General features: G+C 69.2%; 12 protein-coding genes. 8 read left to right on the forward strand and 4 right to left on the reverse strand.

The genetic code is table 11. The features are described 5' to 3' along the window. Positions 1 to 3 precede the first annotated feature (3 nt). Positions 4 to 1,482 carry a glutamate synthase subunit beta gene (locus AU194_RS17110; RefSeq protein WP_059090444.1) on the reverse strand — a complete coding sequence of 493 codons (1,479 nt, stop codon included), beginning with the start codon at positions 1,480 to 1,482 and terminating at the stop codon, positions 4 to 6. Further along, the gene (gene gltB, locus AU194_RS17115) at positions 1,475 to 6,058 is read right to left on the reverse strand and encodes a glutamate synthase large subunit (protein WP_059090445.1); all 4,584 of its coding nucleotides are present in this window, start codon (positions 6,056 to 6,058) and stop codon (positions 1,475 to 1,477) included. Before gltB ends, AU194_RS17110 begins: the two co-directional genes overlap by 8 nt. Before the next feature lie 559 nt (positions 6,059 to 6,617). Between gltB and AU194_RS17120 the strand changes: the two genes are divergently transcribed. The 5 genes from AU194_RS17120 to AU194_RS17140 are packed head-to-tail and all read left to right on the forward strand — an operon-like array spanning position 6,618 to position 9,420. Continuing rightward, positions 6,618 to 7,415 (forward strand): PaaI family thioesterase, encoded by a 798-nt coding sequence (locus AU194_RS17120; RefSeq protein ID WP_059090446.1) that lies wholly within the window; start codon positions 6,618 to 6,620, stop codon positions 7,413 to 7,415. A 56-nt stretch (positions 7,416 to 7,471) separates the two neighbouring features. Next, the gene (gene aqpZ, locus AU194_RS17125; protein ID WP_059090447.1) at positions 7,472 to 8,293 is read left to right on the forward strand and encodes an aquaporin Z; all 822 of its coding nucleotides are present in this window, start codon (positions 7,472 to 7,474) and stop codon (positions 8,291 to 8,293) included. A gap of 34 nt (positions 8,294 to 8,327) precedes the next feature. Then, the gene (locus AU194_RS17130) at positions 8,328 to 8,663 is read left to right on the forward strand and encodes a DUF732 domain-containing protein (protein WP_059090448.1); all 336 of its coding nucleotides are present in this window, start codon (positions 8,328 to 8,330) and stop codon (positions 8,661 to 8,663) included. A 23-nt stretch (positions 8,664 to 8,686) separates the two neighbouring features. Then, on the forward strand, positions 8,687 to 9,154 hold the full coding sequence (locus AU194_RS17135; RefSeq protein WP_059090449.1) for a DUF5078 domain-containing protein: 468 nt from the start codon (positions 8,687 to 8,689) through the stop codon (positions 9,152 to 9,154). After that, positions 9,151 to 9,420 carry a hypothetical protein gene (locus tag AU194_RS17140; protein WP_059090498.1) on the forward strand — a complete coding sequence of 90 codons (270 nt, stop codon included), beginning with the start codon at positions 9,151 to 9,153 and terminating at the stop codon, positions 9,418 to 9,420. Before AU194_RS17135 ends, AU194_RS17140 begins: the two co-directional genes overlap by 4 nt. Before the next feature lie 58 nt (positions 9,421 to 9,478). On the opposite strand, the gene dps is transcribed toward AU194_RS17140, so the two are convergent. Both dps and AU194_RS17150 read right to left on the reverse strand, forming a co-directional pair. Continuing rightward, a complete protein-coding gene (dps, locus tag AU194_RS17145; protein WP_059090450.1) occupies positions 9,479 to 10,024 on the reverse strand; it encodes a DNA starvation/stationary phase protection protein Dps in 546 nt (181 codons plus the stop codon). A gap of 89 nt (positions 10,025 to 10,113) precedes the next feature. Then, positions 10,114 to 11,037: a DNA-3-methyladenine glycosylase gene (locus AU194_RS17150; RefSeq protein WP_059090451.1), complete on the reverse strand. Its 924-nt coding sequence runs from the start codon at positions 11,035 to 11,037 to the stop codon at positions 10,114 to 10,116. 128 nt (positions 11,038 to 11,165) lie between these two features. On the opposite strand from AU194_RS17150, the gene AU194_RS17155 reads away from it, so the two are divergent. Genes AU194_RS17155 through AU194_RS17165 form a run of 3 tightly spaced genes read left to right on the forward strand, consistent with a single transcriptional unit; the run spans position 11,166 to position 14,798 of the window. Continuing rightward, a complete protein-coding gene (locus AU194_RS17155) occupies positions 11,166 to 12,293 on the forward strand; it encodes a polyprenyl synthetase family protein (protein ID WP_059090452.1) in 1,128 nt (375 codons plus the stop codon). 28 nt (positions 12,294 to 12,321) lie between these two features. Next, positions 12,322 to 13,851, forward strand: a complete 1,530-nt coding sequence (crtI, locus tag AU194_RS17160; RefSeq protein ID WP_059090453.1) for a phytoene desaturase family protein — start codon at positions 12,322 to 12,324, stop codon at positions 13,849 to 13,851. Continuing rightward, the gene (locus tag AU194_RS17165) at positions 13,848 to 14,798 is read left to right on the forward strand and encodes a phytoene/squalene synthase family protein (protein WP_059090454.1); all 951 of its coding nucleotides are present in this window, start codon (positions 13,848 to 13,850) and stop codon (positions 14,796 to 14,798) included. The genes crtI and AU194_RS17165 overlap by 4 nt, the downstream gene beginning before the upstream one ends. The last annotated feature ends 11 nt before the right edge of the window (positions 14,799 to 14,809 follow it).

Consider the following 14,809-nt stretch of genomic DNA (forward strand, 5'->3'; position numbering starts at 1 on the left):
ACTTCAGCGCTGCGGTGCCGCCGTCGGCTTGATCGGCGCCGGGAGTGCGCTGCGACCCATCAGATACTTGTCGACGCCCGCGGCGGCGGCCCGGCCCTCGGCGATCGCCCACACGATCAGCGACTGCCCGCGGCCCATGTCACCGGCCACGAACACGCCGGGCACCGAGGTCGCGAAGTCGTCGTCGCGCGCGACGTTGCCGCGGTCGGTGAACTCCACCTTGAGGTCGGTCAGCAGACCTTCCTTCTGCGGTCCTACGAAGCCCATCGCCAGCAGCACCAGGTCGGCCTCGAGTTCGAAGTCCGTGCCCTCGATCTTCTCGAACTTGCCGGCCCGCATCTCGACCTCGTGCACCTTGAGCGACTTCACGCGGCCGTTCTCGTCACCGCAGAACTCCTCGGTGTTGACCGAGAAGATGCGCTCGCCGCCCTCTTCGTGGGCCGAAGCGACGCGGTACATCAGCGGGTACGTCGGCCACGGGGTGCTCTCGGCACGGGTCTCCGGCGGTTTGGGCATGATCTCGAACTGGTGCACACTGACCGCGCCCTGCCGGTGCGAGGTGCCCAGGCAGTCCGCGCCGGTGTCGCCGCCGCCGATGATGACGACCTTCTTGCCCTTGGCGGTGATTGGCGGTTCGCCGTCGTCGCCGGTCACTTCATTTTTCAAGTCCCCCGCTGCAAACCGGTTGGCCCACGGCAGGAACTCCATCGCCTGGTGGATGCCGTCGAGTTCGCGGCCCGGGATCGGCAGATCGCGCCACGCCGTCGCGCCGCCGGCCAGCACCACCGCGTCGAACTCCGACCGCAACTGGGCGACGGTGATGTCGACGCCGACGTTGACGTTGGTGCGGAACTGGGTGCCTTCGGCCTCCATCTGTTCCAGCCGCCGGTCGATGTGGCGCTTCTCCATCTTGAATTCCGGGATGCCGTAGCGCAGCAGACCGCCGATGCGGTCGGCGCGCTCGAACACCGTGACGGTGTGACCGGCCCGGGTCAGCTGCTGGGCGGCGGCCAGACCCGCGGGGCCCGACCCGACGACCGCGACCTTCTTACCGGTCAACCGGTCCGGTGGCAGCGGGACGACCCAGCCCTCGTCGAAGGCGTTGTCGATGATCTCGACCTCGACCTGCTTGATGGTGACCGGGTCCTGGTTGATGCCCAGGACGCAGGACGCCTCACACGGCGCCGGGCAGAGCCGGCCGGTGAACTCCGGGAAGTTGTTGGTGGCGTGCAGCCGCTCGATCGCGTCGCGCCACCGGTCCTTGAAGACCAGGTCGTTCCACTCGGGGATCAGGTTTCCAAGCGGACACCCGTTGTGGCAGAACGGGATCCCGCAGTCCATACAACGGGACGCCTGCACCTGCAGGGTGTCGTGGGAGAAGTCCTCGTAGACCTCTTTCCAGTCGCGCAGACGCAGCGGCACCGGCCGCCGCTGCGGGAGTTCGCGCTGGGTGTGCTTCATGAAACCGCGCGGATCAGCCACTTGCGGCCGCCATGATCGCCTCGTTCTTGTCGGCGCCGGTGCGTTCCGCCTCGGCGATTGCGGCCAGCACGCGCTTGAAGTCGCGCGGCATGACCTTGACGAAATTCTTCAACTCTTCTTCCCAGTTGTTCAGGATTCGTTGTCCCACCGCCGAATCAGTGGCGTCGACGTGGGCCTGCAGCATGCCGTGGAGCCAGTCGCGATTCTCGTCGTCGAGTGCGTCGAGTTCGACCATCTCGGCGTTGACGTTGTCGGCGAGCGCACCGGCCGGGTCGTAGACGAACGCCATCCCGCCGGACATACCGGCCGCGAAGTTGCGTCCTGTCGGCCCGAGGATGACGACCTTGCCGCCGGTCATGTACTCGCAGCCGTGGTCACCGACGCCCTCGACGACGGCGACGGCACCGGAGTTGCGGACGGCGAACCGCTCGCCCACCTGACCGCGCAGGAACATCTCACCGCTGGTGGCGCCGAACAGGATCACGTTGCCCGCGATGATGTTGTCCTCGGCGGCGTAGTCCGCCGGGGCGTTCTCCGCCGGGCGCACGACCACGCGACCACCCGAGAGGCCCTTGCCCACATAGTCGTTCGCGTCGCCGTACACCCGCAGCGTGATGCCCTTGGGGAGGAAGGCGCCGAAGCTGTTACCGGCCGACCCGTCGAACGTGATGTCGATGGTGCCGTCCGGAAGGCCCTGTCCGCCATAGGCTTTCGTCACCTCGTGGCCGAGCATGGTGCCCACCGTGCGGTTGACGTTGGCGATGGTGGTCGAGAACTTGACCGGGGTGCCGGAGTCGAGCGCCTCGCGGCACATCACGATCAGCTGCTGGTCGAGTGCCTTGTCCAGCCCGTGGTCCTGCCGCGAGCTGCAGTACAGGTCCTGGTTCATGAACGCCGACTCGGGCTCGTGCAGCACCGGCGCGAGGTCCAGCTTGTGGGCCTTCCAGTGCTCGGCGGCCCGGGTGGTGTCCAGCGCGGCGACCTGGCCGACCATTTCGTTGACCGTGCGGAAACCCAACTCCGCCATCAGTTCCCGGACCTCTTCGGCGATGAACATGAAGAAGTTCTCGACGAACTCGGGCTTGCCGTTGAACCGCTCGCGCAGCACCGGGTTCTGGGTGGCCACGCCGACGGGGCAGGTGTCGAGGTGACAGACCCGCATCATGATGCAGCCGCTGACCACCAGCGGTGCGGTCGCGAACCCGAACTCCTCGGCGCCCAGCAGCGCCGCGACCACCACGTCGCGGCCGGTCTTGAGCTGACCGTCGACCTGCACCACGATGCGGTCGCGAAGTCCGTTGAGCAGCAGGGTCTGCTGGGTCTCGGCCAGGCCGAGCTCCCACGGTGCGCCCGCGTGCTTCATCGACGTCAGCGGCGTCGCGCCGGTGCCGCCGTCGTGTCCGGAGATCAGCACCACGTCGGCGTGCGCTTTAGAGACGCCAGCCGCAACCGTCCCCACGCCGTTCTCGCTGACCAGCTTCACGTGCACGCGGGCCTGCGGGTTGGCGTTCTTCAGGTCGTGGATCAGCTGGGCCAGATCCTCGATCGAGTAGATGTCGTGGTGCGGCGGCGGCGAGATCAGCCCGACGCCCGGCGTGGAGTGCCGCACCTCGGCCACCCACGGGTACACCTTGTGCCCCGGAAGCTGACCCCCCTCACCGGGTTTCGCACCCTGGGCCATCTTGATCTGGATGTCGGTGCAGTTGCTCAGGTAGTGACTGGTGACACCGAACCGTCCCGAGGCGACCTGCTTGATCGCGCTGCGCCGCCAGTCGCCGTTCTCGTCGCGGTCGAACCGGGAGACGGCCTCGCCGCCCTCACCGGAGTTCGACCGGCCGCCGAGCCGGTTCATCGCGATCGCGAGCGTCTCGTGCGCCTCGGCGGAGATCGAGCCGTAGCTCATCGCGCCGGTGGAGAACCGTTTGACGATCTCGCTGGCGGGTTCCACCTCGTCGATCGGGATCGGTTGGCGCGCACCGGTCTTGAACTTCAGCAGACCGCGCAGCGAGGCCATCCGCTCGGACTGGTCGTCGACCAGCTTGGTGTACTCCTTGAAGATCGAGTACTGCCCGGTGCGGGTGGAGTGCTGGAGCTTGAACACCGTGTCCGGGTTGAACAGGTGGTACTCGCCCTCGCGGCGCCACTGGTACTCGCCGCCGACCTCGAGTTCGCGGTGCGCGCGCTCGTCGGGGCGGTCGAGGTAGGCCAGCGCGTGGCGGGCGGCGACCTCGGCGGCGATGTCGTCGAGGTCGATACCGCCGACCGGGCAGCTCAGCCCGGTGAAGTACTCGTCGAGCACCTTCTGGTCGATGCCGATGGCCTGGAACAGCTGCGCGCCGGTGTAGGACGCCAGGGTCGAGATGCCCATCTTGGACATCACCTTGAGCACACCCTTGCCCGCGGCCTTGACGTAGTTCGCCTTGGCCGCATCGCTGCTGATGCCGGTGATGACACCGCGGTCGACCATGTCCTCGATCGACTCGAACGCCATGTACGGGTTGATGGCCGCGGCGCCGAAGCCGCACAGCGCGGCCATGTGGTGCACCTCGCGGGCGTCGCCTGCCTCGACGACGAGCCCGACCTGGGTGCGGGTGCGCTCGCGGACCAGGTGGTGGTGCACGGCCGAGACGCTCAGCAGCGACGGGATCGGCGCCATCTGTTCGTCGGATTCGCGGTCGGAGAGCACGATGATGCGCGCCCCGTCGCGGATGGCCGCCGACACCTTGGCGCGGACGTTGTTCAGCGCCTCCTTGAGGCCCTGGCCGCCGCGGTTGACCGGGTACAAGCAGCGGATCACCGCGGCGCGCATCCCGTGCTTGTGGCCGCGGATCTCGTGGTCGGGGTCGACGCAGATCAGCTTCGACAGTTCGGCGTTGCGCAGAATCGGCTGCGGCAGCACGATCTGGCGGCAGGAGTCGGCGCCTGCGTTGAGCAGATCGCCCTCGGGGCCGACGGTGCCCTGCAGGCTGGTGACCACCTCTTCGCGGATGGCGTCCAGCGGCGGGTTGGTGACCTGCGCGAACAGCTGCTGGAAGTAGTCGAAGAGCATGCGCGGGCGCTGCGAGAGCACCGCGACCGGGGTGTCGGTGCCCATCGAACCGATCGGTTCGGCGCCGGTGCGCGCCATCGGGGCGACGAGCAGGTTGAGCTCTTCGTAGGTGTAGCCGAAGGCCTGCTGGCGCAGCACCACCCGGTGGTGCGGCATGCGCACGTAGTCGCCGGGCGGCAGTTCGTCGAGGTGGAACAGGCCGGCCTCGAGCCATTCGCCGTAGGGCTGCTCGGCGGCCAGTTCGGCCTTGATCTCCTCGTCGTCGACGATGCGGCCCTGCGCGGTGTCGACCAGGAACATGCGGCCCGGCTGCAGGCGCATCTTCTTGACGACCTTCGCCGGGTCGAGGTCGAGCACACCGGCCTCCGAGGCCATCACGACCAGGCCGTCATCGGTCACCCAGATCCGCGACGGGCGCAGCCCGTTGCGGTCCAGCACGGCGCCGATCACGGTGCCGTCGGTGAAGCACACCGCCGCCGGGCCGTCCCACGGCTCCATCAGCGAGGAGTGGTACCGGTAGAAGTCCCGGCGTGCGGGATCCATCGACTCGTGGCGTTCCCACGCCTCGGGGATCATCATCAGCACCGCGTGCGGCAGGCTGCGGCCGCCGAGGTGCAGCAGCTCGAGCACCTCGTCGAAGCGTGCGGTGTCCGAGGCGCCCGGCGTGCAGACCGGCACGATCTTGTCCAGGTCGGCCTCGCTGCCGAACACGTCGGTCTTGATCAGCGCCTCGCGGGCGCGCATCCAGTTCTCGTTGCCGGTGACGGTGTTGATCTCGCCGTTGTGGGCGACGCGGCGGAACGGATGGGCCAGCGGCCACGACGGGAACGTGTTGGTGGAGAAGCGGGAGTGCACGATGCCCAGCGCGCTGGTCAGCCGCTCGTCCTGCAGGTCCAGGTAGAACGCCCGCAGCTGCGGGGTGGTCAGCATGCCCTTGTAGACGAACGTCTGGCCGGACAGGCTCGGGAAGTAGACGGTCTCGCGCCCGGGGCCGTCCTGCCCCGGGCCCTTGGTGCCCAGTTCGTGTTCGGCGCGCTTGCGCACGACGTAGGCGCGGCGTTCGAGCTCCATGTCCTTCGCCCCGGCCAGGAAGACCTGCCGGAACGTCGGCATCGCGTCACGGGCCAGCGCGCCGAGCGACGTGTCGTCGGTCGGCACGTCGCGCCAGCCGAGCACGGTCAGACCCTCGGCCTCGGCGATCTTGCCGACCTGCTCGCACGCGGTCGCGGCGTCCTTGGAGGACTGGGGGAGGAACGCGATGCCGGTGGCGTAGCTGCCCGGTTCGGGCAGGTCGAAGTCGACGACGGCGCGGAAGAACTCGTCGGGGACCTGCAGCAGGATGCCCGCACCGTCGCCGGTGTTCGGTTCTGCGCCCTGGGCACCGCGGTGCTCCAGGTTGAGCAGGGCCGTGATGGCCTTGTCGACGATGTCACGGCTGCGGCGTCCGTGCATATCCGCCACCATCGCCACGCCACACGAGTCGTGCTCGTACGCGGGGTTGTACAGCCCTTGGATTCTGGGCGTCATTCCCACCTGACCCTTACTCTCGAACCTCGGCTAAGCGACAACTGGCTGCCGTCTGCGACGGCATGAGCCGACGGGGCGGAGGCGGTCCTCTGTGCAGCACTGAACAGCGGCCTTTGTTTCCACTCGCCACAAGTGAGAAAACGATAGGTCAAACCCGGGCTGACATGCCAACTTAGGCCGACCTAACAAAATACGCCGGCCATGTTGCCGGCGACCGCTGCCGCCGATTCGGGGGCGAACGAATACTGTTGCGGCACAGCGCTTTTCGGTAGGCGCCTTTCCGGCCCGCAATGCGCCACCCGCGGGCCCATCGGTTGCTATGCGGGCAGAACAGTTTGCTGGCGGCGAATATCCATGTCGTTTTACTGGCAATGTTGAGAATGTGGCGTTTGCAGAAAGCCTAGTCAGATTCTTAGAAATGCCTGATCCGGCCCTGAGCGGGCCCGCGGCACCGCGCCGGACGCCGAAGATGCTGCGTCGCAGCACAATTACCCTCGGCGTGCGCCACCCGCCGACGCATCGATACCCCCAGAGGGTAAGTCCCGGCAAACGATCACGCATGCTGAAGGCGATGTCGCATCCGCTCAACACCCCCATCGGCCGGTTCGGCATCGAGACCCTCGAAGGCACCGGCGACCACAGCATCGCCACGTTGCCCACGCGTGGCCTGGTCAATCCGCTCACCGGACTGCCGACCGCGGCGGCGCTGGCGATGCTGCTGGACCACGTCGGCGGCCTGGCCAACCACCTGCGTCGCGGCGAGGACGAGTGGACGGTCTCCACCGAACTGTCGATCGAGCTGCTGCCCGAGGCGGCCGACCTCATCACCGCCGACGACGCGGGTGTGGTCGGCCGGGCGTGGTCGGTCGGCGCCAAGAACGCCACCGCACTGGCGTTGTGCGAGTTCACCCACCGCGGCATCGTCATCGGCACCGGAAGCGTGCGGTCCTTCTACATCACCGGCGCCCAGTTCACCGACTTCCCCAGCGAGATCGAACACCACACCCGCAAGGTGGGGCTCGCCGCGATCATGGCTGTGGAACCCGACGGTCCGGCCACGCTCGCCCAGCGTGCCGACCCGGTCGTCAACAACATGCTCGGCGTCGTACACGGCGGGGTGGCCGCCACCGGCCTGGAACTCGTCGCATCCGCCGCCGTGAACGCCGGCCGCGCCGACGCCCCGCTGCGCACCGGATCGTTGCGGGTGAACTTCCTGCGCCGGCTCACCGCGGGCGGCGAATGCCGTTACAGCGCAACGCCTGTACGGGTCGGCCGGTCCACCGGGGTGGCCGATGCGCAGGCGGTCGGCGCCGACGGTCAGCTCGCGTTGACCGCGCGGTTCACCGGATACCGCTGACCCGACGGTGTGACGTGTGCCACCCTGGGGACAGCCCTAGGGAAAGGGAGCGCGCCATGCGGGAACCGACCTTGATGCATCGGGTGGCCGCCGAATTCGTCGGCACGTTCTGGTTGGTCTTCGGCGGCTGCGGCAGCGCGGTGTTCGCCGCCAAGTTCACCAGCGCCGACGGGTACGCGTTCGGTATCGGCTTCCTCGGCGTCTCGCTGGCATTCGGGCTGACCGTGCTCACCGGCGTCTACGCCTTCGGCACCATCTCCGGCGGCCACTTCAACCCGGCTGTCACGCTCGGCGCGGCGCTGGCGCGCCGGGTCGAATGGCGCGTGTTACCCGCCTACTGGATCACCCAGGTGATCGCCGGGGTGGCCGCGGGCCTGATCATCTACGTCATCGCCAAGGGCCGAGACGGCTGGACCGCGACCGGGAACATGGCCGCCAACGGCTACGGCGATCACTCGCCGGCGGGTTACTCGCTGCTCGCGGTCGTCATCGCCGAGATCCTGTTGACCGGCATCTTTTTGCTGGTCATCCTCGGCGCCACCGACGACCGCGCCCCGAAGGGGTTCGCCGGGCTGGCGATCGGGCTCACCCTGACCCTGATCCACCTGATCTCGATCCCGATCTCCAACACTTCGGTCAACCCCGCGCGGTCCACCGGCGTCGCGTTCTTCAACGGCAACGACGCACCCGCCCAGCTGTGGGTGTTCTGGCTCGCGCCGCTGCTCGGCGCCGCGATCGCCGGTGTGGCATACCCCTACCTGTTCGGACGCTACGAGGAACTGGCCGACCGGCCGGTGCGCGACGACGCCCTCGACGCCCAGATCGATCCCCTGGTCGATCCGCTGGTCGATCCGAGGGACCGTCCAGGGCCGCCGTGACAAAGCAGAGTTAGGCGAGCTAACATCTGCGCTTATGAAGAGAGCGATCCTGGCGTTCGCCTTCGCCGGCCTGGCGTTCGCCACGCCGGGCGTCGCGCACGCCGATCCGGACACCGACTTCTCGAACGCGCTGCACACGATCGGCATCTACGGGGCGAAGGACTACAACGCCTGGATCGCCAAGATCGCGTGTGAGCGGCTCGACCGGGGCGTCGACAAGAACGCCTTCGATTCGGCGAAGTTCATCTCCGGGCAGTTGGAGAAGGGCAGCACCACCGAGCAGGCGTGGAAGTTCCTCGGTCTGGCCTACCCGACGTACTGCCCGGCCAAGGTGGCGCTCCTGCAGCAGGTCGCGGAGAAGCCCGCGTGAACACCCGGACGAGCAGGGGAACGATGGCCAACCGTCTGAAGGTCGTGGCGGGCGCGCTGGGTGCCGCCATGGCGATGAGCCTGGGCGCCGGACCGGCGATCGCCTCGGCCGACTCCACCGACGACTACCCGATCCCGAACCGGATGCTCAAGACCACCTGCACGGTCGAGCAGTACATGGCCGCGGCGCGGGATACGTCGCCGATCTACTACCAGCGGTACATGATCGACTACAACAACCGTCCGATCGACGTGCAGGACGGCGCGCGCAACCGGATCTACTGGTTCTTCTCGCTGGACTACCCGGCCCGCAGGCAGTACTCCGAGGCCACCGCCACCAACGTGTTCTACGAGCAGATGGCGACCCGCTGGGGTAACTGGGCGAAGTTGTTCTTCAACAACAAGGGCGTCGTCGCGCACGCCACGGACATCTGCATGAACTACCCGCCGCAGGATCCGTCGGTGTGGCACTGGGGGCCGAACGCCCGATGAAGACGACACTCTCGGCCGTCGCCGTCGCGGTGGGTCTCACCTCGGCCGCCCTGGGCATCGGAGCGGCGGTCGCCGCCGCGCAGCCGCCGCCCCCGCCGCCGCCGGCGCTGGGCGAACCGGTCCCGGCGTGGGCGCCGCCCAAACCGGCCGAGGTGTGGCTCGGCCAGCCCGTGGTGTGGAGCTCGGGCTGGGGTGGCCGCTGGGGCGTGTGGATCAACGGCGGCTTCATCACGCTGTCGTCGAACCCCGTCACCAACGGCGGCTGACCCCGCGCACGAACAAGGCCCGCGTCACACGACGCGGGCCTGTTTCGTCTCTCGCTGGTCAGCTCTTGTTCTGGGCTGCCTTGGCCGCACCCTTCTCGGTGGACTCACCGGCGTGCTTGAGCTGCCCGCCTGAGTTCTCCAGGTGCGCCCGCACGAACCACTGGAACTTCTCCAGCTCGGCGGTGTGGCCGATCAGCATGTCGTTGGTGACGGGATCCGGCTCCTCGGTTTCCTCGATGGCCTTCCGGGTGTCGGAGATGACGCCGTCGTAGACCAGGTCGAGCGCGGCCAGATGCGCCTGCACGGTGTCGCGCTCGAGCGAGTAGTCGTCCCAGGAGCGGTCGTTGATGATCGCGCCGGGGGTGCCCTTCGGCGAACCGCCCAGCGTCGCGATCCGCTCGGCCACCTCGTCGGCGTAGCCACGGACCAGTTCGACCTGCGGGTCGATCATCTCGTGGACACCGATGAAGTTCGGTCCCACCACATTCCAGTGCACGTGCTTGAGCGTGAGGTGCAGATCGTTGTACCGGCTCAGCTGCTTCTGCAGCAGCTCGGCGACCTGGGCGCCCTCTTTGTCCGTCATTCCGGGAACGGTGTACGTCATGAAGCGACTCCTTCTTTCCGCGCTTTGATCAAGACTCGATCAGCGGACTACCCGGCCCCGCGCCTACGTAATCAGTGCCCCGTCGCGCGTCACAGATCGACAAGTTTCGGAATCGCCTGCCGTGCGCCGAAGCGCGGGTTGACGGCGAGCCCGCTGGCCAACAGCAGGCGCACCGCGCGGTGGCGGTGCGGACGCATCGGTTCGAGCAGTTCGACCATCGCGGGGTCGTCGATCGGATGCCCGAGCAGACTCCAGCCGACCGTCTTCGCGAGGTGGTAGTCGCCGACCGACAGCGCGTCCGGATCGCCCCAGGCCCGTTGCGCGGTCTCCGCGGCGGTCCACTCCCCCACCCCGGGCAATGACATCATCGCCGTCCTGGCCTGTTCGGGCGGGCGCGCCGACAGCCGTTCGAGTGAGGCCGCGCGGGTGGCGCACAGCACCACCGTGCGGGCCCGGCCGGGATCGACGTTGGCGCGGTGGAACTCCCACGACGGGATGTGCCGCCACACCTCGGCACTCGGCGGGACCCGCATCTGCGCGGGCGCGGGTCCCGGTGCGGGTGTGCCGTATTTGGTGACCAGCAGCCGCCAGGCGCGGAAGGCGTCCATTCCCGACACCCGCTGTTCGAGGATCGCGGGGACCAGCGCCTCGAGCACCCGCCCGGTGCGTCCCAGCCGCAGATGCGGCACCCTGCGCTGCGCCCGCACGATCGTCGGCTCCTGCGGGTCGAATCCTCCTGCGTCGTCGTCGGCGCCCAGCAGGGCCGGGGCGCCGTCGAGGAACTCCGCCGCGCCGGGACCCCACGCCTCGACGTCCACCGCATCGGCCGCCGCCCGGGTGATCCGCGCGGTCACCGGACCGCTGGGCGGCAGGCTGGTGCGCCACAGCGCGCCGTCGGCGCCGACCACGAAACACGGATCGCCGCGGCCCCGGCGCAACGGCAGCAGCGTCAGCCGCGGACTGACCGGGCCGCCGAACTGAACGCGACGCCGAAAGGCCTGGTCAAGCCCCACGGGCGGCCTCCCGGCTCATTGACGAGGTGATGACGCAATCGTGACATCGGATCCCGATTGGTTTTCACGATCACGGGTACGGACACCTACAACCCTAGTTTGGATCGGGTGACGACGAAGGGGCGCGGGTGAGCGGTGTCGACGATCGGCTGCTCGCCGCTCCCCTGCGGCCGGCGCCGGGCGCCCGCCTCGGCGGAGGGTCCTTCGACCTGTGGCGATCCGAGGTCCGCCGGGCGGCCATCGACGCGGTGAGCGAGTTCGTCGCCGACCGCTGCGCGGCGGATCTGCGGCTCACCGGTGTCGACATCACCCTCGACGTGTTGCGGGATTTCGTCAGCGACGGGAAGTGCCTGCGGTCGACGTTCGCCTACCTCGGTTGGCTGTCCGCCGCCGCACCCGATGACGCCGCGCTGCGCGCCGCGGCGAGTTTCGACCTGCTGCACATCTTCGCGCTGCTGCAGGACGACGTGATGGACGATTCCCCGCTGCGTCGCGGCCGCCCGTCGGCGCACGTGCGGTTCGCCCGATGGCACCACAACCACGGCCTGCGCGGCGACGCCGACCGGTTCGGCGCGTCGGCGGCGGTGCTGCTCGGCGACCTGTGCCTGGTGTGGGCGGGGCAGATGATGCGGGAGAGCGGGCTGGGTTCCGCCGCGCTGGAGCGGGCGCTTCCGCGCTACGACGCGATGCGCACCGAACTGGCGGTCGGCCAGTTCGCCGATCTGGTCAACGACGCGGGCGGACGGCCGACACTGGAGGACGTGCTCGACGTCGCACGTCGCAAGTCCGGCAACTACACGGTCCGCAGGCCGCTGGAGATCGGCGGCGCACTGGCGGGCTGTCCGGAACCGACGCTGCGGCTGCTCGGCCGCTACGGGGACGCGGTCGGTGAGGCCTTCCAGCTGCGCGACGACCTGCTGGGCATCTTCGGCACCCCCACCGTCACCGGGAAACCCGCCGGCGGCGATCTGTCCGAACACAAGGCCACCAGCGTCGTGGTGGCGGCCCACCGGCTGGCCGAACCGTCAGTGCGCCACCAACTCACCGAACTGATGTCGCGGCGTGATCTGGACGCCGACGACATCGCCCGCTGGCAGCACCTCATCGCCGCGACGGGCGCGGTGCAGTGGATCGAGCAGCTCATCGAGCGGCGGCTGTCCCACGCACTGGATCGGCTGCACGCCAGCCCGCTCGACGACACCGTACGAACCGCACTGGTCAACATGGCCGCCGTCTGCACTGCGCGGGCTGCATGACCAGCTCACAGGTAGGAGACTCGAACTGATGCGCACCGTCGGGGGGCGAACAGACCGCGTGGTGGTCGTCGGCGCCGGATTGTCCGGCCTGTCGGCCGCACTGCAGCTGGCCGGACGCGGCCGCACGGTCACCGTGCTGGAACGCGAGACGTTCCCGGGCGGCCGGATGGGCCGCCTCGACATCAACGGCTACCGGCTCGACACCGGCCCCACCGTGCTCACCATGCCGGACATCATCGAAGACGCGTTCGCCGCGGTGGGCGATTCGATGACCGACCGGCTGCAGCTCGACCCCGTCGACCCGGCTTACCGTGCGTCGTTCGCCGACGGCAGCAGCCTGCTCGTGCACACCGACGCGACCGCGATGGCCACCGAGATCGAACGGTTCGCCGGCGCCGACGCCGCCGACGGTTACCTGCGGCTGCGCACCTGGCTGACCCGGCTCTACCAGGCCGAGTTCAACGGGTTCATCGCCTCGAACTTCGACTCCCCGCTGTCGCTGGTCACCCCGCAGCTGGCCCGGCTGGCCGCCATCGGTGGTTTCCGGCGGTGGGACCGGGTGGTGCGCAACTACATCCGCGACGAACGGCTGCGGCGGATCTTCACCTTCCAGGCGCTCTACGCCGGTGTCCCGCCCCACAAGGCGCTGGCCGCCTACGCGGTCATCGCCTACATGGACACCGTCGCCGGGGTGTACTTCCCGCGCGGCGGGATGCGCGCGGTACCGGATGCGATGGCCGCCGCGGCCACCGACGCCGGCGCCGAATTCCGTTACGGTGCATCGGTTTCGACGTTGGAGCAGACCTCCGACGGCCGGATCACCGCGGTGCGCACCGAAGCGGGTGACCGGATCCCCACCGACGCCGTCGTGTTGACCACCGAACTCCCGACGACCTACCGCCTGCTCGGCCGCACCCCGCGCCGCCTGCTCCCGCTGCGGCCGGCGCCGTCGGCGGTCGTCGCGCATGTGGGATGTGCCGCAGTCGATCCCGGTATCGCACACCACAACATCCTGTTCGGCGGGGCGTGGGAGCAGACGTTCCGCGACATCATCGATGACGGCCGCGTGATGAGCGACCCGTCGCTGCTGGTGACCCGGCCGACCGCGGGGGACCCCAGCCTCGCCCCACCCGGCCGGGATCTGCTCTATGTCCTGGCCCCCGCGCCGAACAACAAAGTGGGACAGGTGGATTGGTCGCGGACCGGCGACGCCTACGTCGAGGACATGCTGGCCAGGGTGCGCAGGCGGATGCCCGGGGTCGGCGAGGACCTCGAGGTGTTGCACGTCGTCGACCCCGACGGCTGGGCGCGGCAGGACATGGCCGCGGGCACCCCGTTCGCGCTGGCGCACACGTTCGGCCAGACCGGACCGTTCCGCCCCGCGAACACCGTGCGCGGTGTGGACAACGTCGTGCTGGCGGGATCGTCGACGGTGCCCGGTGTCGGGGTGCCGACCGCATTGCTGTCCGGCCGACTGGCCGCAGACCGAATCACGGGGACCGCCGCCTCCAGCGCCCCGACGGCGGCCCCCACCAGAGCGAGGAGCGGGTTGTCATGATCGGATCGGAACTCGACGCCGCGGGCGTCCGGGACCCCGCACTGCGCAACGCCTACCGCTGCTGCCGCGTCCTCAACGCCGAACACGGACGCACCTTCTACCTGGCCACCCGGCTGCTGGCCCCCGAACAGCGGCCGGCCGTGCACGCCCTGTACGGGTTCGCCCGCCGCGCCGACGACATCCTCGACGACCTCACCGACACCGCGTCCGTCGGCGAACGCGCCGACCGGCTGCAGCAGATGGCCACCCAGCTGTTCGAGGGGCTGGTCCAGGGGCAGGCCACCGGCGGCGATCCGGCACTGGCCGCGGTGGTGCACACCGCCCGCCGCTACGGGATCCCGTGGGAGCTGTTCGACGACTTCCTGACGTCGATGCGGATGGATCTGACCGTCACCGACTATCCGGACCGGGCGGCGGTCGACCGCTACATGTACGGCTCCGCCGAGGTGATCGGGCTGCAGCTGCTGCCGGTGCTCGGCACGGTCGGCCCCCGCGAGGAGGCCGCCCCGTACGCCGCCGCGCTGGGCAAGGCGTTCCAGCTGACGAACTTCCTGCGCGACGTCGACGAGGACCTCGACCGCGGCCGGGTGTACCTGCCCGCCGACGAGCTGGCCGCCCACGGCGTGGACCGCGAACTGCTGATGTGGTGCCACACCACCAAGCGCACCGAACCCCGCGTCCGCAAGGCGCTGGCCGAACAGCATGCGACCACCCGGCGGATCTACGACTACGCCCGCCACGGCGTCGAACTGCTGGCGCCGCGCTCGCGGGCCTGCGTCGGCGCCGCCGCCGTGCTGTATTCGGAGATACTGGACCGCATCGAAGCCATCGATTTCGACATCTTCAACCAGCGTGCCACCGTGGGGAACGGACGCCGGCTCCAGGTGGCGGGCGCCGGGCTGCTCCGCGCGTGGCGCGCACGGCTGGTCCACCCCGCGAAGGCTTGAGCACGAGGTAG

The sequence above is a fragment of the Mycobacterium sp. GA-2829 genome, assembly GCF_001499965.1.
GTDB lineage: Bacteria > Actinomycetota > Actinomycetes > Mycobacteriales > Mycobacteriaceae > Mycobacterium.